General features: G+C 39.6%; 23 protein-coding genes and 1 tRNA gene. 10 read left to right on the plus strand and 14 right to left on the minus strand.

The genetic code is table 11. The features are described from left to right. Window positions 1-4: 4 nt before the first annotated feature. Window positions 5-89: transfer RNA gene (locus tag HC728_RS07265), tRNA-Leu, on the minus strand. Window positions 90-268: 179 nt separating this feature from the next. Here HC728_RS07265 and HC728_RS07270 point away from each other — a divergent pair. After that, window positions 269-733 (plus strand): RDD family protein, encoded by a 465-nt coding sequence (locus HC728_RS07270; protein WP_012533244.1) that lies wholly within the window; start codon window positions 269-271, stop codon window positions 731-733. 74 nt (window positions 734-807) lie between these two features. Here the strand turns inward: HC728_RS07270 and lptG are convergent, their stop codons facing one another. After that, complete coding sequence (gene lptG, locus HC728_RS07275; protein ID WP_017018421.1) at window positions 808-1,884, minus strand: LPS export ABC transporter permease LptG; 1,077 nt, start codon at window positions 1,882-1,884, stop codon at window positions 808-810. Next, window positions 1,877-2,989, minus strand: a complete 1,113-nt coding sequence (gene lptF / locus HC728_RS07280; RefSeq protein ID WP_005417536.1) for an LPS export ABC transporter permease LptF — start codon at window positions 2,987-2,989, stop codon at window positions 1,877-1,879. The genes lptG and lptF overlap by 8 nt, the downstream gene beginning before the upstream one ends. A 189-nt stretch (window positions 2,990-3,178) precedes the next feature. Between lptF and pepA the strand changes: the two genes are divergently transcribed. The 3 genes from pepA to HC728_RS07295 all read left to right on the plus strand — a co-directional run bounded on the left by pepA (window position 3,179) and on the right by HC728_RS07295 (window position 8,195). Next, window positions 3,179-4,687, plus strand: a complete 1,509-nt coding sequence (pepA, locus tag HC728_RS07285; RefSeq protein WP_011261202.1) for a leucyl aminopeptidase — start codon at window positions 3,179-3,181, stop codon at window positions 4,685-4,687. A gap of 80 nt (window positions 4,688-4,767) precedes the next feature. Then, complete coding sequence (locus HC728_RS07290; RefSeq protein ID WP_005417533.1) at window positions 4,768-5,211, plus strand: DNA polymerase III subunit chi; 444 nt, start codon at window positions 4,768-4,770, stop codon at window positions 5,209-5,211. A gap of 110 nt (window positions 5,212-5,321) precedes the next feature. Then, complete coding sequence (locus HC728_RS07295; RefSeq protein WP_017018422.1) at window positions 5,322-8,195, plus strand: valine--tRNA ligase; 2,874 nt, start codon at window positions 5,322-5,324, stop codon at window positions 8,193-8,195. 251 nt (window positions 8,196-8,446) lie between these two features. Here the strand turns inward: HC728_RS07295 and HC728_RS07300 are convergent, their stop codons facing one another. Then, a complete protein-coding gene (locus tag HC728_RS07300) occupies window positions 8,447-9,289 on the minus strand; it encodes a sugar-binding domain-containing protein (protein WP_065603297.1) in 843 nt (280 codons plus the stop codon). A 70-nt stretch (window positions 9,290-9,359) separates the two neighbouring features. Then, the gene (rraB, locus tag HC728_RS07305) at window positions 9,360-9,776 is read right to left on the minus strand and encodes a ribonuclease E inhibitor RraB (protein ID WP_005417527.1); all 417 of its coding nucleotides are present in this window, start codon (window positions 9,774-9,776) and stop codon (window positions 9,360-9,362) included. A gap of 153 nt (window positions 9,777-9,929) precedes the next feature. Here rraB and arcA point away from each other — a divergent pair, with 153 nt between their 5' ends. The 5 genes from arcA to HC728_RS07330 all read left to right on the plus strand — a co-directional run bounded on the left by arcA (window position 9,930) and on the right by HC728_RS07330 (window position 14,448). Beyond that, the gene (arcA, locus tag HC728_RS07310) at window positions 9,930-11,150 is read left to right on the plus strand and encodes an arginine deiminase (protein ID WP_065603301.1); all 1,221 of its coding nucleotides are present in this window, start codon (window positions 9,930-9,932) and stop codon (window positions 11,148-11,150) included. Between the two features lie 112 nt (window positions 11,151-11,262). Beyond that, a complete protein-coding gene (gene argF, locus HC728_RS07315; protein WP_017020144.1) occupies window positions 11,263-12,267 on the plus strand; it encodes an ornithine carbamoyltransferase in 1,005 nt (334 codons plus the stop codon). A 245-nt stretch (window positions 12,268-12,512) separates the two neighbouring features. Continuing rightward, a complete protein-coding gene (gene pyrB, locus HC728_RS07320) occupies window positions 12,513-13,442 on the plus strand; it encodes an aspartate carbamoyltransferase (protein WP_012533771.1) in 930 nt (309 codons plus the stop codon). 13 nt (window positions 13,443-13,455) lie between these two features. After that, complete coding sequence (gene pyrI, locus HC728_RS07325) at window positions 13,456-13,920, plus strand: aspartate carbamoyltransferase regulatory subunit (protein WP_011261195.1); 465 nt, start codon at window positions 13,456-13,458, stop codon at window positions 13,918-13,920. A gap of 138 nt (window positions 13,921-14,058) precedes the next feature. Then, a complete protein-coding gene (locus tag HC728_RS07330; protein WP_005417516.1) occupies window positions 14,059-14,448 on the plus strand; it encodes a RidA family protein in 390 nt (129 codons plus the stop codon). Window positions 14,449-14,522: 74 nt separating this feature from the next. Here the strand turns inward: HC728_RS07330 and idi are convergent, their stop codons facing one another. The 9 genes from idi to mlaF all read right to left on the minus strand — a co-directional run bounded on the left by idi (window position 14,523) and on the right by mlaF (window position 20,605). After that, complete coding sequence (gene idi / locus HC728_RS07335) at window positions 14,523-15,068, minus strand: isopentenyl-diphosphate Delta-isomerase (RefSeq protein WP_012533348.1); 546 nt, start codon at window positions 15,066-15,068, stop codon at window positions 14,523-14,525. A gap of 71 nt (window positions 15,069-15,139) precedes the next feature. Further along, window positions 15,140-15,868 carry a 1-acylglycerol-3-phosphate O-acyltransferase gene (locus HC728_RS07340; protein ID WP_005417513.1) on the minus strand — a complete coding sequence of 243 codons (729 nt, stop codon included), beginning with the start codon at window positions 15,866-15,868 and terminating at the stop codon, window positions 15,140-15,142. Between the two features lie 147 nt (window positions 15,869-16,015). After that, a complete protein-coding gene (gene murA / locus HC728_RS07345) occupies window positions 16,016-17,284 on the minus strand; it encodes a UDP-N-acetylglucosamine 1-carboxyvinyltransferase (protein WP_005417511.1) in 1,269 nt (422 codons plus the stop codon). 11 nt (window positions 17,285-17,295) lie between these two features. After that, on the minus strand, window positions 17,296-17,553 hold the full coding sequence (gene ibaG, locus HC728_RS07350) for a BolA family iron metabolism protein IbaG (RefSeq protein ID WP_005417509.1): 258 nt from the start codon (window positions 17,551-17,553) through the stop codon (window positions 17,296-17,298). After that, window positions 17,553-17,873, minus strand: a complete 321-nt coding sequence (locus HC728_RS07355) for a lipid asymmetry maintenance protein MlaB (RefSeq protein WP_005417508.1) — start codon at window positions 17,871-17,873, stop codon at window positions 17,553-17,555. Before HC728_RS07355 ends, ibaG begins: the two co-directional genes overlap by 1 nt. Next, the gene (mlaC, locus tag HC728_RS07360; protein ID WP_065597607.1) at window positions 17,873-18,514 is read right to left on the minus strand and encodes a phospholipid-binding protein MlaC; all 642 of its coding nucleotides are present in this window, start codon (window positions 18,512-18,514) and stop codon (window positions 17,873-17,875) included. Before mlaC ends, HC728_RS07355 begins: the two co-directional genes overlap by 1 nt. Then, window positions 18,514-19,008, minus strand: a complete 495-nt coding sequence (mlaD, locus tag HC728_RS07365; RefSeq protein WP_012534287.1) for an outer membrane lipid asymmetry maintenance protein MlaD — start codon at window positions 19,006-19,008, stop codon at window positions 18,514-18,516. Before mlaD ends, mlaC begins: the two co-directional genes overlap by 1 nt. A gap of 3 nt (window positions 19,009-19,011) precedes the next feature. Continuing rightward, window positions 19,012-19,806, minus strand: coding sequence for a lipid asymmetry maintenance ABC transporter permease subunit MlaE (gene mlaE, locus HC728_RS07370; protein ID WP_012533942.1), 795 nt, complete (start codon window positions 19,804-19,806; stop codon window positions 19,012-19,014). Further along, a complete protein-coding gene (gene mlaF, locus HC728_RS07375; RefSeq protein WP_012534228.1) occupies window positions 19,799-20,605 on the minus strand; it encodes a phospholipid ABC transporter ATP-binding protein MlaF in 807 nt (268 codons plus the stop codon). The genes mlaE and mlaF overlap by 8 nt, the downstream gene beginning before the upstream one ends. 201 nt (window positions 20,606-20,806) lie before the next feature. On the opposite strand from mlaF, the gene HC728_RS07380 reads away from it, so the two are divergent. Beyond that, on the plus strand, window positions 20,807-21,778 hold the full coding sequence (locus HC728_RS07380) for a calcium/sodium antiporter (RefSeq protein ID WP_005417502.1): 972 nt from the start codon (window positions 20,807-20,809) through the stop codon (window positions 21,776-21,778). Window positions 21,779-21,857 lie beyond the last annotated feature (79 nt).

Genomic DNA, 21,857 nt, shown 5'->3' on the forward strand with positions numbered 1-21,857 from the left:
AATATGGTACCGGTAGGCGGACTTGAACCGCCACGCCCGAAGGCAACGGATTTTGAATCCGTCGTGTATACCAATTTCACCATACCGGCTTTATCAGCATTGCTGCTTGATGTGATTGATTATACTCAGAGATGATCTTGGCGCAAGCTCTTTATTACTCTTAGTTTTTTGTTTGCTGAAATAAGCAGCACTTATTTACAATCTGATTTTCATTTTTTCCCTCACAGTCGTTATACTGCTGTCAGTTTTTTAATTTATGGAAGAAAAAATGAACACTCAAAAACAAGCTGGCTTTATGCGCCGTATGGGAGCATGGTTTTACGATACCTTAATCATTAGTGCTGTGATGATGCTAACTGGTGGCGCTATCGTGGCAACGCTTGAAATGCTTTATGGCGCAGGCATTATTAGTTACGGTGAATTTCCTGATGTGAGCTCTTATCTCAATCACGATCCGCTATGGCGTAACCTTTACCCTGTGACTCTTGTTTCTGTTTTCGTTGGCTTCTTTGCTTACTTTTGGTGTAAAGGCCAAACTCTTGGAATGCGAGCATGGAAACTACAAGTACAACAACTTGATGGCTCCCCTATCACACTAACCCAAGCTATTATCCGTATGTCTACATCGGCATTTGGTTTAGGTAACTTATTGGTTTTTATCTCTCACGATAACTCAGCCTTCCAAGATACATGGGCAAAAACACGCGTTGTTGTTTTAGATAAAGCGATTTAGTACTAAGCACAAAAAATTAAATACAAAAAAAGGAGATACATTTTTAATGCATCTCCTTTTTATTTAAGTAAATATTATAATTTTCTATTTAACAAACCGACAGTCACGGCTAAAAAGACCAAACTCGGCCCTAGTGCACCGAATATGGGGTGTATGTTATACACCAAGGTCATTGGTCCAAATACTTCATTAGAAATATAAAACGTAAAGCCTGCAATCACACCAGATAAAATACGAGCGCCCATGGTCACACTTCGTAATGGACCAAATACAAATGACAGAGCAAGTAGCATCATTACCGCTACCGAAATTGGCTGCAGTGCTTTACGCCAGAAAGCCAATTCATAACGTGACGCATCCAATTCTGAATCTTTTAAGTAATTCACGTAATCATAAAGTCCAGTTAATGACTGCTCTTCTGGTTTCACGGTTACGACTGCTAATTTGTCTGGCGTTAAGGTTGTTGACCAATCTAAAGAATCGACTTTCTTTTCACTGATCACTGCCTTATCTTTCATTTGAGTAATCGATACATCATTCATTTTCCAGTCATCTTGAGCAGCTTGATACGTTGCTGTGCGTGCAAAAATAACGTTATTTAGCTCTTGATTATCATTAAATTGCCAAACCGTTACGCCATACAGCTTTTCTTTATTTTCTACTCGAGCTAAATAAATGAAATCATCAGCATCTTTTGCCCACACGCCAGCTCTGACTGCTGCGATATTACCGCCTGAAACTTCAAAAGTACGTAAATCACGAGCCATTTTCTGCGCTTGAGGTGCACCCCATTGCCCTAATGCCATTACCATTAGCATTAATGGGATTGCCGTTTTTAACACTGAAACACCGATGCTTAACTTTGAATAACCCGCCGCTTGCATAACGACTAATTCAGAACTAGCTGCAAGCATACCCAAACCGATTAAAGCCCCAAGTAGTGCAGCCATTGGGAAAAACATCTCAATATCACGAGGCATACTTAAAATTACAAAATACAAAGCATCAAGTAGATCGTAAGTTCCTCGCCCTACTTTTCGTAATTGCTCTACGTATTTAATGATCGAAGATAAACCAACTAACGTCACCAAACATAGAGCTGAGGTGGCAATAATCGTACGGCCAATATACCAATCTAAAATCTTAAACATTCTTTGGTTTTCTCCGCATTTTATCTTTTATTTGTCTAACAAAAACACTGTCCATGGAGTTAAGAATAATACCAACTAACAACAATGTTGCATTAATTGCCCATAAACCAATAGAAGGGGCAAGGCCACCATCTTCTATCGCTGACTTGCCCGCACTTAATGATAAGAAGTAAGCCAAGTAAAGCAAAACTGCTGGCCCAAGTTTAGCAAAACGTCCCTGACGAGGGTTTACGGCAGAGAGAGGCACAACCACCATTGTTAATAATGGAATACAAATAATTAGAGAGATACGCCATTGCAATTCTGCTTTCGCTTCTAATTCTGGACGCTTCATTAAATCAAGCGTTGGAATAGCGTCCCAATCACGACGTTTTTCTTTAACTTCTTTTTGTCCAATCAGAACTTCATAAGACTTAAAATTACTTTCTAAGTAATCTAGACGAGTTGGGATGCCCTCATAGCGAGTTCCATCCTGAAGCTCTAACACCTGACGGCCATCTTTAAGCTCTTTCACTACCCCTTTATCAGCAACCAATACACTTGGGCGTAAAGAGTCATGCGGAACAGGTTGTGCTAAAAATATGTGGCGCAGCTCTTTGCCATTTTTATTGCTAATATCATCAATAAATACGACGGCTTTTCCATCTGGAGAGCGTTGAAACTGTCCTTTTTGCAACAAGTCTACACCAGCATCAGATTCGACAGTTTCCATTAGCTGTGTCGTTTTTTCTTGGCTCCAAGGAGATAACCAAAGTGAGTTAAAAGTAGCAGCAGCACCTGTAATTAACGCAAGGTATAACGCAGCACGAATAAGAATGGAGTTTCCCATACCCGTTGCATTCATTACGGTGATTTCACTCTCCGCATAAAGGCGACCAAACGTCAGTAAGATACCGATAAATATACTAAGCGGCAGCATTAATAGTCCCATCGCAGGCATATTCAATCCCACAAGGGAAAGAATCAAACCACCAGGAATATCCCCATCCGATGCGTCAGCTAACACACTAATAAATTTTTGACTCATGAAGATCAAAAAAAGTACAAAAAAGATCGCAAATTGACTCTTTAATGTCTCCTTGATCAAATATCTAATAATAATCACGTCGAATCTACCTATAGAAAACTTGTATTTTTGCCAGAATCACTATAATTTCCGTGTTAACCATTTATTTTTTAATCTTTGGCTGAATGTTAGCCTGTGAAATTAGTATACGAATATTACAGTATCTTGCTAGATTTTACTCATTATCTAACATTTAGTTCTATTTGTCTTTAGGATGTAGGAGTACGCATGGAGTTCAGTGTAAAAAGTGGTAGTCCAGAGAAACAACGCAGCGCTTGTATCGTTGTTGGTGTCTTTGAACCACGTCGTTTATCTCCAATAGCTGAGCAGCTTGATAAAATCAGTGGCGGCTACATAAGTTCACTACTTCGTCGTGGTGATCTTGAAGGAAAGCCAGGCCAGATGTTGCTATTGCACCAAGTGCCAAACATTCTTTCGGAGCGTGTTTTATTAGTTGGTTGTGGTAAAGAGCGTGAACTTGGTGAGCGTCAATATAAAGATATCATCAAAAAAACTATCAGCACACTAAATGAAACAGGCTCTATGGAAGCAGTATGTTTCCTTACAGAGCTTCACGTTAAAGGTCGCGATACGTACTGGAAAGTACGCCAAGCCGTTGAATCGACCAAAGACAGCTTATATACCTTTAATCAATTTAAGAGCAATAAGCCTGAGACTCGTCGTCCATTACGTAAGTTAGTCTTCAATGTTCCGACTCGCCGTGAACTTAACTTAGGTGAAAAAGCGATTGCTCATGGTTTATCTATTGCTTCTGGTGTTAAAGCATCGAAAGATTTAGGCAACATGCCACCAAACGTAGCAAACCCAGCTTATCTTGCTTCTCAAGCTCGTCGTCTTGCTGATGATTACGAAACCGTAACCACCAAGATCATTGGCGAAGAGGAAATGAAAAAGCTAGGCATGACCTCTTACTTAGCGGTTGGTCAGGGCTCTCACAACGAATCTATGATGTCTATCATGGAATACAAAGGTCACCCTGACCCTGCTGCAAAACCAATCGTTCTAATTGGTAAAGGTTTAACATTTGATTCAGGCGGTATTTCAATTAAGCCAAGCGAAGGCATGGATGAAATGAAATACGACATGTGTGGCGCAGCTTCCGTATTTGGTGCAATGAAAGCACTAGCTAAACTGAACTTACCACTAAACGTTGTTGGTGTACTTGCTGGCTGTGAAAACATGCCAAGCAGCAACTCATACCGTCCAGGTGATATTCTAACTACAATGTCAGGCCAAACGGTTGAAGTATTAAATACCGATGCTGAAGGTCGACTAGTGCTTTGTGATGCGCTGACTTATGTTGAACGTTATGAACCTGAATGTGTGGTTGATGTCGCAACATTAACTGGTGCATGTGTTGTTGCTCTTGGTCACCACATCAGCGGTTTGATTTCGAATCACAATCCACTTGCTCATGAGCTAATTAATGCATCTGAACAATCGGGTGACCGTGCTTGGCGCTTACCAATGGCTGAAGAGTACAACGAGCAACTAAGCAGCCCATTTGCAGATATGGGTAATATCGGCGGCAAAGCTGCAGGTACTATTACTGCAGGCTGTTTCCTTTCTCGTTTTGCTAAGAAATACCACTGGGCTCATATTGACAGTGCAGGTACTGCTTGGGTCTCTGGTGCAAATAAAGGGTCAACGGGCCGACCAGTCTCATTGCTTGTCCAATTCTTACTGAATCGTTCAGGCCAAGAAAACGAAGAATAAACCAATTCGTTTTATGATATAAAGGGCCTATATTGAGGCCCTTTTTTAATACGTACTATTTATCCACTTATAGAGAGTTTATGAGCCAAGCCCTTTTTTATGTTTTAGAACCCACATCTCCAGCTGCAACCACTGATGGTCAGCTAAAATTTGTGTGTCAGCTTGCTCACTATTATTACTCTCAAAATGCACGAGTGTATGTATTAGCCCAAGATAAAGAACAAGCCTTGCTGATTGATGAAGCACTTTGGCAATATGATGTATCAGAATTTACACCGCACAATTTAGTCGGAGAGGGACCAAAATCAGGCTCCCCTATCGAAATTGGTTGGGGAACATTACGCTCATCAGGACGCCGTCATGTGTTAATTAATTTAGCTCAAGAGGTCGCAAGTTTTGCTGTTTCCTTTGCTCAAGTGGTAGACTTCGTACCTTGCGAAGAAAAAAGCAAACAACAAGCTCGAGAAAGGTATAAAATATACCGAAATGCAGGCCGAGCCATGCAAACCGAGATACTGAAATGATGCCAATCATCATAGCTAAATGACTCATATATTTATTCTTTTTAAGAATGAGCCATTAATTATGATATTTGGCATTCCACTTTTTAATAGAGATATTCGTGACGAACACTATGGAAAAGACATATAACCCGCAATCGATAGAACAAGCTCTGTACCAGACTTGGGAAGAAAAAGGCTACTTTAAGCCACACGGTGACACTTCAAAAGAAGCTTATAGCATCATGATCCCGCCACCGAACGTCACAGGTAGCTTACACATGGGTCACGCTTTCCAAGATACAATCATGGATACTCTAATCCGTGCTGAGCGTATGAAAGGTAAAAATACGCTTTGGCAGGTTGGTACAGACCACGCTGGTATCGCAACTCAAATGGTTGTTGAGCGTAAGATTGCTGCTGAAGAAGGCAAAACAAAACACGACTACGGCCGTGATGCTTTCATCGACAAAATCTGGGAATGGAAAAACGAATCTGGTGGCACAATCACTAAACAGCTTCGTCGTCTAGGTGCATCTGTAGACTGGGACCGTGAGCGTTTCACTATGGATGATGGCCTATCTAACGCTGTTCAAGAAGTGTTTGTTCGTCTATACGAAGATGACCTAATCTACCGTGGTAAGCGTCTAGTAAACTGGGATCCAAAACTGCACACTGCAATTTCTGATCTTGAAGTTGAAAACAAAGACAAAAAAGGCCACATGTGGCACTTCCGCTATCCGCTAGCAAATGGCGTTAAGACAGCTGAAGGCAAAGACTACATCGTTGTTGCAACAACTCGTCCTGAAACCATGCTTGGTGATACAGGTGTTGCTGTAAACCCAGAAGATCCTCGTTACAAAGATCTTATCGGTAAAGAAATCCTACTTCCTATCGTTAACCGCCTGATCCCTATCGTAGGTGATGAGCACGCGGACATGGAAAAAGGTACAGGTTGTGTGAAGATCACTCCTGCGCACGATTTCAATGACTACGAAGTTGGTAAACGTAACCAACTACCAATGATCAACATCCTAACCTTCAACGCTGATATCCGTGAATCTGCAGAAGTATTCACAACCAACGGTGAAGCAAGCGATGTTTACTCAACAGAAATTCCAGCTAAATACCAAGGTATGGAGCGTTTCGAAGCTCGTAAAGCTATCGTTGCTGAATTTGAAGAACTAGGCCTTCTTGAAGAAATCAAGGATCATGATCTAACCGTTCCTTACGGCGACCGTGGTGGTGTAGTTATCGAACCAATGCTAACTGACCAATGGTATGTACGTGCTGCTCCTCTTGCTGAACCTGCAGTTAAAGCGGTTGAAGATGGTGAGATCCAGTTCGTTCCTAAGCAGTACGAAAACATGTACTTCTCTTGGATGCGTGACATTCAAGACTGGTGTATCTCTCGTCAACTTTGGTGGGGCCACCGTATCCCAGCTTGGTACGATAACGACGGTAATGTATATGTTGGTCGTACTGAAGAAGAAGTACGTGCTAACAACAACCTTGCGCCTGTAATCGTTCTACGCCAAGACGACGACGTACTTGATACATGGTTCTCTTCTGCATTATGGACATTTGGTACTCAAGGCTGGCCTGAGCAAACTGAAGATCTGAAAACATTCCACCCTTCAGATGTTCTGGTAACTGGTTTCGACATCATCTTCTTCTGGGTTGCACGTATGATCATGATGACCATGCACTTCAACAAAGATGAAAATGGTAAAGCACAAGTACCATTCAAGACAGTTTACGTAACGGGCCTAATCCGTGATGAAAACGGCGACAAAATGTCGAAGTCTAAGGGTAACGTACTTGATCCTATCGATATGATCGATGGTATCGACCTTGAATCTCTAGTTGAAAAACGTTGTGGTAACATGATGCAGCCTCAACTAGCTAAGAAGATCGAAAAGAACACTCGTAAGACTTTTGAAAACGGTATCGAACCATACGGTACAGATGCACTACGTTTCACTCTTGCTGCTATGGCTTCAACTGGCCGTGACATCAACTGGGATATGAAACGTCTTGAAGGTTACCGTAACTTCTGTAACAAACTATGGAACGCAAGCCGTTACGTACTAATGAATACAGAAGAGCACGATTGTGGCATGTCACTGTCTGTTGAAGAACGTGCAAACATGGAATTCTCTCTAGCTGATAAGTGGATTGAATCTCAGTTTGAACTTGCAGCAAAAGAGTTTAATGCTCACCTAGACAACTACCGTCTAGATATGGCAGCAAACACGCTTTACGAATTCATCTGGAACCAATTCTGTGACTGGTACCTAGAGCTAACTAAACCAGTTCTATGGAAAGGAACAGAAGCTCAGCAGCAAGCAACTCGCTACATGCTGATCACAGTACTAGAGAAGACTTTGCGTCTTGCTCACCCTGTTCTTCCTTACATCACAGAATCTATCTGGCAGAGCGTGAAACCGCTAGTAGATGGTGTTGAAGGCGACACAATCATGACTCAAGCACTTCCTCAGTTTAACGAAGAAAACTTCAATGCTGATGTGGTTGCTGATCTTGAGTGGGTTAAAGCGTTCATTACAAGCATTCGTAACTTACGTGCTGAATACGACATTGCACCAAGCAAAGGCTTAGAAGTAATGATTAAAGTAGCTGATGAAAAAGACGCTGCTCGTATTGAAGCAAACAAAGTTGTACTTTCTTCTCTTGCTAAACTGGATGAAATCAAAGTACTTGCAAACGGTGAAGAAACACCTGCATGTGCAACTTCTCTTGTTGGTAAATCAGAACTTATGATCCCAATGGCAGGTCTTATCGATAAAGATGCAGAACTTGCTCGTCTTGCTGGTGAAGTGAAGAAAACTCAAGGTGAAATCAAACGTATCGAAGGTAAACTAAGCAACGAAGGTTTTGTTGCAAAAGCACCTGAAGCAGTTATTGCTAAAGAACGTGAAAAACTGGAAGGTTACCAAGAGACTCTAGTAAAACTAGAAGCTCAACAAGAAACTATCGCTGCACTATAATGTAAAGCAAGCAAAATAAAAGGTCGATGCTAACGCATCGACCTTTTTTATTTATACCAATGTAACTATTGAATGATTTAACCAGTAATACCAATGTAACTAATTAGATGATCTATTTATTACGCAGGAAAATTACTTAAGAGTAAGGCAAAAATTCTTATAAGTAGTTATTCTACAATAATAATTTTTAACGCAACTATTGAGTGATTTAACCAGTAATAATGAACAACTAATTAATGGGATTAGTATTACTACAAGGGAAAATGAATCACGTTTTCCGTTTCACACAAACCAAACTCCAACTCGTGCAACTGCCCATCAAGAGTAATTTCTACACGATATAAATTGTCTGAATTGGGCTTCTCATCACTCCAATATTTGGGTGCTTCAACCTGAAAAAGAGCTGATACTTGATCACTACGAACATCAACAGGAATCGTCAAAGTCATACCATCAAACTTAATGCTTGCTGATATCAAATTGGCTTTATACGTTTGAAAAAACACATTCACTTTTAACTCACACCCATGGTGCCAAATTTGTTCAATAGTGATGTGATTTAAAGCGAGATGTGAAATAGGCTGAAGAAAACACACACCAAAGACACCAATATCTTCTTTAATATCGATATCCTGAACAGCACCAAATCGACGATGATAAGCCTGATTAATATTACAAAGCTTAGTCTCACTTTCATCATCAATGAGCCAATCATCCTCGTCTTCTTGTAAAAACAACACTTCAAATCGGTTCCCACCCACTTGAAGATACTCTTTAATGTCTTTACGGTAGCGAGTCATTTTTTCCGTACAATCAAATACCGCAACACCATTGATACGCACTTCGGCATAACGAGACACCCCGCTCATAACAAGTTCGATTGCAGGATAATTCAATAGTGTTTCATCAACATCAAAATAACGCATTAAATGCCACTCTTGAGCTTCAACTTGTAGTAAAGAGAGCTCATCAAAAGCAGAATTTATCCCTTGCTGAATAGGAATATCTTTAATGGGTAATGATGTTTCTGTTAATGGCGACAACTGCCATAAGGCCTGCTCATTATTTAATATAATTCTTGAGTTTATCGTCATATTCATCCTTAAAAAAATGCCCCAGACATGATTCACATCTAGGGCATCTATGTTCTTTAGTGGTTATGAATTAATCTTCATCACCATCTTCAATCACATCGTACTCAGCATCTTCGCCTTCGTAGTAAGTACCCCAACCGTCATAAATGATGTCGTACTTTTCAGCAAGATTTACTAACTTTTCAACTTGAGCATCGATTACTTCTGCGTCTAATGCCGAATCCATCACGGCATCACAACATAAGATTTTAGCACCATCTTCATCTTCTAGCTCTTCAGCTTCTAATACTTCAAAGCCCATTTTAAATGCTTCAACAACTGCATTTTCAAGTGCTTTAAAATCTTCAGCCATTAAATGGTGCTCAATCGCATACAGTGCATCAGGCTCACTACCATCGGCTTTTAGCGACTCGATAATTTCACGAGTTTCTGCTTTTTGTAATTCAAGAAATTGTTCAACCGATAGATATTCATCTTCTTGAGACATAGTTAATGCTCCACACTGTATGTAATAAAAAAATAAGACTCAGTCATTATAGCCTGTACTAAGCAAATCCCCTAGCACTTCAATAAGTAAAGAAAAATTAACATCTATACGGTATGATAGCTGCGCAACAAGAATATTAAAGAAAGGAATCTTATGAATAAATTATTTGTTGGCTCTGAAATTGGTCAACTACGCCGTGTTATTCTTCATCGTCCTGAACGAGCACTCAGTCATTTAACTCCAACTAATTGTCACAACTTACTTTTTGATGATGTGCTATCAGTAGAAAAAGCCCTTTTAGAACACGACCAATTTGTTAAAACCTTGGAAAACCAAGGCGTCAATGTACTCTTACTTCAGGATTTATTAGAACAAACATTAGAAAATCCAGAAGCAAAAGAGTGGCTTCTTAAACATCAAATTTCACACTATCGATTCGGTCCTACTTTCGCCAATCAAATCCGAGCTTTCTTACTTGAGCATAGCAATAAAGAGCTAGCTTCTATTTTATTGGGAGGTTTAGCTTTCATTGAACTTCCGTTTAAAGCTCCTTCCATGCTTCAACAATTAAGTGATCCATTTGATTTTGTCATCGACCCATTACCAAATCATTTGTTTACTCGCGACACCTCATGTTGGATTTATGGTGGTGTATCAATTAACCCTATGGCGAAGGCTGCTCGTAAAAGAGAATCAAACCATTTAAGAGCCATCTATCGTTGGCATCCACTTTTTTCTAATCAAAATTTTGCACGTTATTTTGAAGATGAAAACCGTTATTACGACAATGCGACCATTGAAGGTGGAGATGTTTTAGTTATTGGTAAAGGCAATGTATTAGTCGGTATCTCTGAGCGCACGACTCCTCAAGGCATTGAAAACTTGGCCAAGCAACTGTTTAGAACCCATCAAGCAAAACAAGTCATTGCTATTAAATTACCCGAAGACCGTTCATGCATGCATCTAGATACAGTAATGACGCATATGGATCACAACGTCTTTTCTGTTTACCCAAGAGTCATTGATAAAAATATGGGGTGCTGGTCAATCACCCCTTGTGGAGAGCAGCATTTAGATATTAAAGAAATGCCTAATTTCCAAAATGTATTAATGTCAGCATTAGAATTGGATAACTTAAATATTATTACAACCGGTGGGGATAGCTATGAAGCTGAGCGTGAACAATGGCACGATGCAAATAATGTTTTAACCATTAAACCCGGTGTTGTGGTTGCTTATGAACGAAACACCTACACCAATGAGAAATACGATAAAGCAGGTATTCATGTCCTTCCTATTACCGGTGATGAGTTAGGGCGAGGTCGTGGAGGCGCTAGGTGCATGAGTTGTCCAATAGAAAGAGACGGTATTTAACTCCCAACAAAAACATATACACATTAAATAAATTAAAATAAATATTCACATTTAATGAATTTTTATATATAACTATAAATCACTGGATTGATTTTTTGGCAAGGAGCACATGATGGCTTTTAATTTACGTAATAGAAACTTTTTAAAACTATTAGATTTCACCCCTAAAGAGATCGCACATCTACTTGAGTTATCTGCTGAGCTGAAAAAAGCAAAATACTCAGGTTATGAACAACCTCGCTTAACAGGGAAAAACATTGCGTTAATTTTTGAGAAGTCATCAACACGTACTCGCTGTGCCTTTGAAGTGGCAGCCTTTGATCAAGGAGCTAAAGTCACTTACCTTGGACCTTCTGGATCCCAAATTGGCCATAAGGAATCCATGAAGGATACCGCCCGTGTATTAGGCCGCATGTATGATGGCATTGAATATCGTGGTTTTGGTCAAACGATTGTTGAAGAATTAGGTCAATATGCAGGAGTCCCTGTATGGAACGGATTAACGGATGAATTTCATCCAACTCAAATATTAGCTGATTTTCTAACAATGCAAGAATATGCAAATGGAAAGCAACTTAACCAAATTACGTTTGCCTACCTTGGTGATGCTCGCAACAATATGGGAAATTCTCTAATGGTTGGAGCAGCAAAAATGGGAATGGAAATTCGCCTTGTTGCACCAAAACAGTTCTGGCCTGAAGAAGAGCTAGTTGCTCAATGCCAAGAAATTGCATTACAAACTGGTGCAAAAATTGTGTTAACTGAAGAGGTTACAGAAGGCGTTAAAGGTTGTGACTTCCTTTATACCGATGTATGGGTTTCGATGGGTGAAGCACCTGAAGCATGGGATGAGCGCGTCGCCTTAATGACTCCTTATCAAATCAATATGGATGTTATCAAAGCAACTGAAAATCCTAATGTGAAATTCATGCACTGCTTGCCTGCTTTTCATAATGATGAAACGACACTTGGTAAGGAGATTGCCGAGAAGTACGGTATGAATGGCTTAGAAGTCACAGAGGATGTCTTTGAATCTGAATATTCCATTGTTTTTGATGAAGCTGAAAACCGTATGCACACAATTAAAGCGGTTATGGTTGCAACACTTGGTAGTTAATTGAATACAAATTTTTGATGCAAACGCTTGCTTAGGAATTTGATACGAGTATAATTCCGCCCAATTTATTAGGGAATTATGATGTTATTAACTTATCTTCATACAGCGGTCGACCGAGTAGCTACATTGAAAAAATGTGGTGGTCCCCTATTTTTTGATTTTCCTAATCAACCCAATTTTTAAAGCCTCCTATTTATTAGGGGGCTTTTTTTTGATTTCAATATAATACATAAGGGAAGAGAGACATGGCTAACTCGCTATATCAAAAGCATATCATTTCTATTCCAGAGCTTTCTCGTCAAGAGTTAGAGCTGATCGTTGAAACGGCAGGGAAGATAAAAAAAGAACCTCAACCTGATTTATTGAAAAATAAAATCGTGGCGAGTTGTTTCTTCGAAGCATCAACTCGTACCCGTCTTTCATTTGAAACTGCCATCCAGCGTTTAGGTGGTTCAGTAATTGGTTTCGATACCGCAGGCAATACCTCTCTTGCACAAAAAGGGGAAACGCTAGCGGATTCAGTTCAAATCATTACCTCATACGCAGATGCTTATGTTATGCGTCACCCACAAGAAGGGGCTGCACGTTTAGCGTCTGAATTCTCAAACGGTACACCTGTAATTAATGCTGGTGACGGTGCAAACCAACACCCAACTCAAACGCTCTTAGATCTTTACACCATTTATGAAACTCAAGGTCGCTTAGATAATCTAAACGTCGCTTTCGTTGGTGATTTGAAATACGGTCGTACTGTCCACTCTCTGACCCAAGCGTTAGCAAAATTTGAAGGCATTAAATTCTTCTTCATTGCACCAGAAGTATTAGCGATGCCTGATTACATTTGCGAAGAACTTGATGAACTAGGTATTGAGTACCAACTGGTTGAAAGCATGGATGATGCAATCCCTGAACTTGATATTCTATACATGACTCGCGTACAGAAAGAGCGTTTTGATGAATCTGAATACGCGCACATCAAATCAGCATATATTCTTTCAGCTGAAAACCTACAACCAGCACGTGAAAACCTAAAAGTTCTGCACCCACTACCACGTGTCGATGAAATTGATACTGACGTTGATGCAACACCACACGCTTACTATTTCCAACAAGCAGAAAATGGTGTTTATGCTCGCCAAGCTCTATTGGCTTTAGTTCTAAATGAAACACTTTAAAGGAGAGGATACTATGGCTAATAAAACTCAATTACGTGTTGAAGCAATCAACAACGGTACAGTAATCGACCATATTCCAGCAAACATTGGGATTAAAGTGCTTAAGTTATTCCAAATGGATAAAAGCGCTGAGCGTGTTACTGTTGGTTTGAATTTACCTTCATCAGCGCTTGGAGCAAAAGATTTATTAAAAATTGAAAATACATTTATCACTCCAGAGCAAGCAAGCAAACTCGCATTATATGCACCGCACGCAACAGTTAACCAAATTGAAAACTATGAAGTAGTAAAGAAAATACCATTAGTGCTACCAGAGCAAATCACGGGTGTTTTTGAGTGTCCAAACAGTAACTGTATTACTCACGGTGAGCCGGTAGACAGCAGCTTCAAAGTCCTAACAAAGAAAGAAGATATTCATCTGAAGTGTAAATACTGTGAGAAAGTATACTCACGTGAAGTAGTCACTGACTTAAATTAATTAAATTTGATTCTCTTCTCAGCCTCGATATTCTCGGGGCTGTTTTCTTACGGTTATTTGTTTTATATTGAACAATCGTAATGCTTCTAAGGCCTATTGCTCCTTAGACTTACTTTATTTCAAAAAGGAATCATAACAATGACTAAAGTTCTTCATACAGATAATGCACCAGCAGCTATTGGCCCATATATTCAAGGTGTTGACCTTGGTAATATGGTACTAACTTCAGGCCAAATCCCTGTAAACCCTGCAACAGGTGAAGTATCTGACGATATCGCTGAGCAAGCACGCCAATCACTAGAGAACGTAAAAGCCGTTGTTGAAGCTTCAGGCCTAACTGTATCTGACATTGTAAAAATGACAGTTTTTGTAAAAGATCTTAATGACTTCGGCACAGTAAACGAAGTATATGGTAACTTCTTCGATGAACACAAAGTTGCAAACTACCCTGCTCGCTCTTGTGTTGAAGTAGCTCGTCTACCAAAAGATGTTGGTATCGAAATCGAAGCTATTGCAGTTCGTAAATAATCGAACACTAAATTAAAACGAAATAAGGCAGAATTTCTTCTGCCTTATTTTTTATCTAATAAAAGAATATCGATTTAGTTCGCTTGATGTAGGTGAGTAAGTACTTTCTTATAAACTGTAGGAAACCAGACAGAAAAAGTATCTGGGTTTGCTTTCAGTTCTTTTTCAATATCAGCTTCACTCCACCACTGAATGTCACTGACTTCTTCAGGGTTCAATATAAAACTCACATCTGGAGTGTTAGCAATCAAAATATAATCTTGCTCATGCTCACTCAATCCATTTTCTAATTCAGCTTGATAAATAAACCAACCAAGATTTACGAACTGCTCAGGTAAAACACCAGTTATACCAATCTCTTCATTTAAACGTCGCGTACCCGCCGCCTCTACGTTTTCATTCACTCGGGGGTGAGAACAACAGGTATTACTCCATTTGTTCTTACTGTGATATTTACACTCGGCACGCTTTTGTAATAAAAACTCTTTTCCTAAATCCGTTTCACGATAGAGCAATACTGAAAAAGCGAGATGTAACAAGCCTTTCTCATGCGCTTCTAATTTTTCCATTGTTCCAATGGCATCACCTTGCTCATTCACAAGTACTACATATTCTGTCATGTCTACACATCTAAAAAAGAAAAAGGCACACAGAAAACCGTATGCCTTAGATAAAATTTAAGGATAATTAATTACGCTTGGTTGCGCTCTGCAACTTCTTTATTTAATTCTTCTAATTTAGTAATCATCTGCTCACGGCACAAATTAGCTAATTCACGCACATTGTCTTTTTCGTACCCTTCACTGCTGATCGGCGGCAAAATTTCAACAATTACGTGTCCATTATTCCAACGATTTAACTTAATGTTGCCTTGAGTATTACTACAAACAATCGGAGTTACAGGCACATCTGCTGCAATAGCGGCATGAAAAGCGCCCGTTTTAAACGGTAGCAATCCACGTCCACGTGAACGCGTTCCCTCAGGAAACATCCAAACAGAAACATTACGCTTTTTAATATTCTCTGCCACTTGAGCAATCGTACCTACCGCTTTACTGCGATTGTTACGGTCGATCAAAATATTCCCTGTAATCCAGTAAAGCTGACCAAATAATGGCATCCAAGCTAAGCTTTTCTTACCAACCGTTACGGTTCTTGGTTGAATAGCACCAGAAACAGTGAAAAGATCCCAATTATTTTGGTGATTCGCAATGTATAAACTTGGCTCTGAACTTTTTGCACTCTCAGGTACACGAATTTCTAGTTTGATACCAAAAACACGTGACATTCGAGCAAATAAGCGACCAAAAGTATAAACGTGCTTTGGATTACGAGGGCTTAATAAGCAATAACCGCAACCAAACACAAAAGTAAAGACAGCAAAGATAGCCAAAGCAATCAGGCGTAACAATGCGATCATAAATGTATCTCCTAAACTCACTAACCTGTTCATCATTATCTTTTTAAATGAACAAATTAGCTTTATTTCCAACCAATAAAAAACCGGGTAGTAATATACCCGGCTTCCACTTTAATACGTTTACATTAAGCGTATATATCGCAACACTTATAAGTCGTCGCTATGAACTCGCTCAATATTTGCACCTAAAGCGGTTAACTTGTCTTCAATCTTATCATATCCACGGTCGATATGATAAATTCGATCAACAATTGTTTCACCTTTTGCTATACAACCTGCGATCACAAGGCTTGCTGATGCACGTAAATCTGTCGCCATAACCTGAGCACCACTTAAACCATCAGTATCACCACAAATAGCAGTATTACCTTCGATTTCAGCATGAGCACCCATACGTTGCAATTCAGGAATGTGCATGAAACGGTTTTCGAAAATCGTTTCAGTAATGATACCTGAACCTTTAGCCATCATATTTAAAAGTGTGAATTGAGCTTGCATATCGGTAGGGAATGCTGGGTGTGGTGCAGTACGGATATTTACCGCCTTTAACTCACGGCCAGTCATATCTAAGCTAATCCAATCATCACCAGTTTGAACGTCTGCACCCGCTTCTTCAAGTTTAGCAAGTACCGCTTCAAGTAGATGTGCTTTTGTATTCTTACAAACGATCTTACCGCCAGATACCGCAGCAGCCACAAGGAACGTACCTGTTTCAATACGGTCAGCAACCACTTCGTGATAACCACCACCTAAGCGCTCAACACCTTCGATAGTAATTGTATCGGTACCCATACCAGACACTTTAGCGCCGATAGCATTAAGGAAATTAGCAGTATCAACAATTTCAGGTTCACGCGCTGCGTTTTCTAATACCGTCGTGCCTTCAGCTAATGTTGCTGCACACATAACAGTAATGGTTGCACCAACACTGACTTTGTCCATTACGATATGAGCACCTTTAAGGCGACCATCAACTTCCGCTTTTACATAACCTTCTTCAAGTTTGATTGTTGCGCCTAGTTGCTCTAATCCGTGAATATGAAGATCAACAGGACGAGCGCCGATAGCACAACCACCAGGTAATGAAACCTGACCTTTACCAAAACGAGCAACCAATGGACCTAATGCCCAAATTGATGCACGCATTGTTTTAACTAAATCATAAGGTGCACAGAAGTCATTTACGCCACTTGCATCAATATGAACAGAACCATTACGAGATACTTCAGCACCTAAACGCTTTAACAGTTCCATCGTGGTATCAACATCACGAAGTTTCGGTACATTTGCTACTTCAACAGGTTCTTCTGCAAGCAACGAAGCAAATAGAATTGGTAGTGCAGCATTTTTTGCACCAGAAATTGTAACTTCGCCAGAAAGTGGTTTATCACTTCCTTGAATTCGAAACTTATACATCAAAGGGCCTCTTAGAATAAGCTATTTAATTTTTTATCACGTGCCCACTCTTCAGGAGTAAACGCTTTTATTGATAGAGCATGAATTGTGTTCGTTGAGATATGCTCCATCAAAGGTCCATAGATGGTTTGTTGTTTTTTCACTCGGCTCATACCTGCGAATGATGCGTCAACAGCAATGACTTCGAAATGGCTTCCTTCGCCTTTTACATGTATCTCTTCTAGTTGAAGTGCTGCGTCTAGTAACTCTTTAATCTCGGCGCTATCCATTACTCTACCTTTGCGTTATTTATATGATCAGCAAACAATGATTCCACATTACTTAATTGAATTAAAGTAATGAGCTGATCTGGGACGAAAGTAAACATTATATGACAGTTTTGATTTTTTGCATGCTCTATTAGGTGTAAAAGTAATACAAGCCCTGCAGAGTCAATGCGATTAACGTGAGCTAAGTCTACCTTTACTTGACTCAAATTAGGTTGCCACTTTGTCAATTTATTCCAAATATTAGGCACAGTCTCACGATCAAGAGCACCGTTGAAGCTTATTTCATCAACTTTGGTTACACATAAATCGATAACTGACATTATTTATTGCCTTCTAATCGAATTGGTTGCTTAGCTAAAGATCGTAACTCAGCACTTACCGAGCTGATGCCTTCTTTGCGAATTTTACCATTCCACTCAGACTGCTTAGTCGATAAAAGGCTTACCCCTTCAGCCACCATATCAAAGGCCTGCCATTCACCTGTTTTTTTATTCTTACGCAGTTTGAAATCGACTTTTACGGTCGGACGAGCTGAATCTAAGATATCAACACGAACACTGATGATTCTTTTTCCTTCCGGTATTTTTTTCGCTTTTTCTAATACAATTTTTTGATCTGTATATAACGTTAAAACTTGAGCATAAGAGGCAACTAAATAATCACGAAAAGCAGTCACGAACTCTGCTCGCTCTTCTGGTGTAGTTTTCTTTAAGTGTGTCCCTAATAATTTGTAAGCTGCATATTTTACATTTACATACGGCATTAACTCTTCATCAACGACCGTTTTTAAAATATTTGGGTCCGTTTTTATTGCACTCTGCTCTGATTTTAATCGAGCAAAAGTAATTTCAGATACTTGCGCCATCATTTCATACGGTTTTGTCTTATCGATTTCTTGAGCACTTATTGCTGATGAAAAAAAACAAATTACGACTATAAATGCACTTATCCACTGTTTCATTACTCTTCCTCACTTGCTTCTGACGAATCACCACCAATGCTGTATAGCACTTGACCGATCATATCCTCTAATACCAATGCTGACTTGGTATCTTCAATAAAATCACCATTACCTAACATATCAATATCTTCGTCAATAAACCCAGGAACAATCCCGATGTATTGTTCACCAATCAGACCTGACGTTAAAATTTGAGCCGCTGAGGTTTCAGGAAAAGCACCAAACTGTTTGTCAATTTGCATGCTTACGATAGGTAAATAGCTTTCTTTATCAAGAGTAATGTTATCTACACGACCAATAACAACACCACCGACTTTTACTGGTGAACGTGATTTTAAACTTCCGATATTATCAAATTGAGCATTTAGAGTGTAATACTCACCACTACCACCACTGCGAACATCCGCAACTTTAAGTAATAACATCAGTAAAGCGGCCATTCCTGCTAATACAAAAAGGCCAACAAAAAATTCTACTTTACGTGTCTGTTGCATAATTTAGTTCCCAAACATCAGTGCCGTAAGCACAAAATCAATACCTAATACCGCCAACGAAGAGTGCACTACTGTGCGTGTCGTTGCCAATGAAATACCTTCAGAAGTAGGCGTTGCATCATAACCATTAAACAGAGCAATCCATGTAACAATAAATGCAAACACCACACATTTAATTAAGCTATTTACAATGTCATATCGCACATCAACCGATGATTGCATTACCGACCAAAAACTGCCGTAATCAATCCCTTTCCATTCGACTCCGACAATTTGCCCTCCCCAAATACCCACAGCCATAAAGATGACAGCGAGAATTGGCATCGAAATGATCCCTGCCCATAAACGAGGTGCAATAATTTGACGCAACGGGTCTACAGCCATCATTTCCATACTTGAAATTTGTTCGGTGGTTTTCATTAATCCAATTTCAGCGGTTAATGCAGAACCCGCACGGCCAGCAAACAGTAACGCAGTTACCACTGGGCCTAATTCTCTGAGTAATGACAAGGAAACAAGCTGCCCTAAACTGGTCTCAGCCCCGTAATCAACTAAAATAATATAACCTTGCAAGCTGATTACCATTCCAATAAAGAGTCCTGACACCACAATAATCACTAAAGATAAAACACCTACGGAATAGAGTTGCTTTAGCAGCAAAGGAAACATTTTTATTGGTTGAGGTTTCGCAAATATCGCGCCAAGCAACATAAAGGTTGCACGCCCAAAGGCTTCACAAACCGATAAAGCGCGTCGTCCTATCTGTTCTATTGAAGAGACAAGTGAAAAATTACTCATAAGAGAAAAGATCCTCATTTAATGTATTAGCCGGGAAACGAAATGGTACTGGTCCATCAGATTCACCATCCAAAAATTGTCGAACTTGAGGATCAGGGTTTTGCTCCAATTCTTGCGGCGAACCTTGTGCAATAATTTTACCGTTAGCGAGTAAGTAGACATGATCAGCAATACTCATCACTTCAGGAACATCATGTGAAACAACAACAGAGGTTAATCCTAACGCATCATTTAGATTACGAATTAAATCAACCAATACCCCCATCGTTATAGGGTCTTGGCCGACAAAAGGTTCGTCATACATGATTAAATCAGGGTCTAATGCGATTGCGCGAGCTAATGCAGCACGTCTTGCCATACCACCAGAGAGTTCACTTGGCATCAACTGAGCGGCACCACGTAGCCCCACAGCTTCAAGCTTTAAGAGAACCAATGTACGGATCAGTTTTTCAGGCAATTGAGTATGTTCTCTCAAAGGAAAAGCCACATTATCGAATACATTCATATCCGTAAATAATGCGCCAGATTGAAATAACATCCCCATTTTCTTACGAGCTAAATACAGAGCTTTACGCCCTAGTTTGGGAATATTCCACTCTTCAAAATGGATATTTCCTGATTCAGGAAGTATTTGCCCACCAATTAACCGTAATAATGTGGTTTTACCAATTCCTGATGGCCCCATGATCGCCGTTATCTTTCCTTTTGGAACAGACAAACTAATATCATCAAAAATAATACGCTCACCACGTTTAAAGGTTAGGTTCTCTATTTTAATCAGTGTGTTTTGCGTATCCATATCTTCACAGCTCATTTAAATCATGCATTAACAATATAATCATAAGTATACGTGAACTTATCTGTCTAACTTATATTTTTTAATAATCTTTAGAGACTGTTCCACGTTAAACACTCCTTTTTTCTTTCTTTTTTGTTAGAGAAACGTCAAAATTAACGATTCAAACTAAAAAACATCTTTCTACAAAAGGAAATTAACACAATGACAGAGCTGCTCATGCCAACTCTACTTCTTATCGTCGGTCTATCTCTATTGGTTTGGGGCGCCGATAAACTGGTATTTGGTTCTGCTGCCTTAGCGAGAAACTATGGTATTTCCCCTCTTGTAATTGGTATGACTATCTTAGCCATGGGTTCATCTGCACCAGAAATGATGGTGTCAGCTGCTGCTGCTTTAGATGGAAAAACAGATACTGCGGTAGGTAACGTTATTGGTTCAAACATTGCGAACATCGCATTAATTTTAGGTATTACCGCCTTGATCAAACCATTAGCGATCAGCTCAGCAATCATCCGCCGCGAACTACCATTAATGCTGATGGTTACATTATTAGCTGGTGGTATTATGTTTAATAACTACCTTGGCTTTTATGAAGGTTTATTGTTAATTGGTCTTTTTGCTTGCTTCATCATTGCAATGCTATACATCAGTAAAAACGAACAACAAAATGGGGATATTCTTCTTGAAGAACAAGAATCAGAAATCCCTGAAGGCGTGGCAAACGGTAAAGCTCTTTTCTGGGTTGTTGTAGGTCTTATCTTACTTCCTGTGGGTGCAAACATGCTGATTGATAATGCCGTTGTTATCGCTAAATACTTTGGTATGAGTGATTTAGTTATCGGCTTAACTATCATTGCATTAGGTACAAGCCTTCCTGAGTTAGCGGCTTCTGTTGCTGGTGTGCTTAAAGGTGAAGATGATATGGCTGCAGGTAATATCATTGGCTCAAACGTATTTAATATTCTTGCAGTAATGGGGATTCCGGCATTAATTAATCCATCAGAAATCAGTCCTGATCTTATGGGCCGTGATTTCTATGTAATGCTAGGTGTATCCATCTTATTACTCATTATGGCATTAGGAAAAAGCCGCAGTATTAATCGCATAGAAGGCGGTATTTTGGTGACGTGTTTCTGTGTCTACCAAGGCTATTTATTTCTAAATATGGGTTAACCATTCTTTTAAACCCCATAAGTTTGATGAACAATAAAAATCATGAACTTATGGGGTATTTATCCCGATAATTTACCTT

Origin of the sequence: Aliivibrio sp. S10_S31 (assembly GCF_014694495.1) — a bacterium.
Classification (GTDB): Bacteria; Pseudomonadota; Gammaproteobacteria; order Enterobacterales; family Vibrionaceae; genus Aliivibrio; species Aliivibrio fischeri.

Excerpts from the sequence above, each read along its gene's own strand:
- HC728_RS07300 (WP_065603297.1), bottom strand. The coding sequence starts at position 9,289 with ATGACGATAAACTCAAGAATTATATTAAATAATGAGCAGGCCTTATGG.
- pyrB (WP_012533771.1), top strand. The coding sequence starts at position 12,513 with ATGGCTAACTCGCTATATCAAAAGCATATCATTTCTATTCCAGAGCTT.
- pyrI (WP_011261195.1), top strand. The coding sequence starts at position 13,456 with ATGGCTAATAAAACTCAATTACGTGTTGAAGCAATCAACAACGGTACA.
- HC728_RS07355 (WP_005417508.1), bottom strand. The coding sequence starts at position 17,873 with ATGTCAGTTATCGATTTATGTGTAACCAAAGTTGATGAAATAAGCTTC.
- arcA (WP_065603301.1), top strand. The coding sequence starts at position 9,930 with ATGAATAAATTATTTGTTGGCTCTGAAATTGGTCAACTACGCCGTGTT.
- HC728_RS07340 (WP_005417513.1), bottom strand. The coding sequence starts at position 15,868 with ATGATCGCATTGTTACGCCTGATTGCTTTGGCTATCTTTGCTGTCTTT.
- mlaD (WP_012534287.1), bottom strand. The coding sequence starts at position 19,008 with ATGCAACAGACACGTAAAGTAGAATTTTTTGTTGGCCTTTTTGTATTA.
- pepA (WP_011261202.1), top strand. The coding sequence starts at position 3,179 with ATGGAGTTCAGTGTAAAAAGTGGTAGTCCAGAGAAACAACGCAGCGCT.
- mlaC (WP_065597607.1), bottom strand. The coding sequence starts at position 18,514 with ATGAAACAGTGGATAAGTGCATTTATAGTCGTAATTTGTTTTTTTTCA.
- argF (WP_017020144.1), top strand. The coding sequence starts at position 11,263 with ATGGCTTTTAATTTACGTAATAGAAACTTTTTAAAACTATTAGATTTC.
- lptG (WP_017018421.1), bottom strand. The coding sequence starts at position 1,884 with ATGTTTAAGATTTTAGATTGGTATATTGGCCGTACGATTATTGCCACC.
- HC728_RS07295 (WP_017018422.1), top strand. The coding sequence starts at position 5,322 with ATGGAAAAGACATATAACCCGCAATCGATAGAACAAGCTCTGTACCAG.
- HC728_RS07380 (WP_005417502.1), top strand. The coding sequence starts at position 20,807 with ATGACAGAGCTGCTCATGCCAACTCTACTTCTTATCGTCGGTCTATCT.
- murA (WP_005417511.1), bottom strand. The coding sequence starts at position 17,284 with ATGTATAAGTTTCGAATTCAAGGAAGTGATAAACCACTTTCTGGCGAA.
- mlaF (WP_012534228.1), bottom strand. The coding sequence starts at position 20,605 with ATGGATACGCAAAACACACTGATTAAAATAGAGAACCTAACCTTTAAA.
- HC728_RS07290 (WP_005417533.1), top strand. The coding sequence starts at position 4,768 with ATGAGCCAAGCCCTTTTTTATGTTTTAGAACCCACATCTCCAGCTGCA.
- idi (WP_012533348.1), bottom strand. The coding sequence starts at position 15,068 with ATGACAGAATATGTAGTACTTGTGAATGAGCAAGGTGATGCCATTGGA.
- mlaE (WP_012533942.1), bottom strand. The coding sequence starts at position 19,806 with ATGAGTAATTTTTCACTTGTCTCTTCAATAGAACAGATAGGACGACGC.
- HC728_RS07330 (WP_005417516.1), top strand. The coding sequence starts at position 14,059 with ATGACTAAAGTTCTTCATACAGATAATGCACCAGCAGCTATTGGCCCA.
- HC728_RS07270 (WP_012533244.1), top strand. The coding sequence starts at position 269 with ATGAACACTCAAAAACAAGCTGGCTTTATGCGCCGTATGGGAGCATGG.
- rraB (WP_005417527.1), bottom strand. The coding sequence starts at position 9,776 with ATGTCTCAAGAAGATGAATATCTATCGGTTGAACAATTTCTTGAATTA.
- ibaG (WP_005417509.1), bottom strand. The coding sequence starts at position 17,553 with ATGGATAGCGCCGAGATTAAAGAGTTACTAGACGCAGCACTTCAACTA.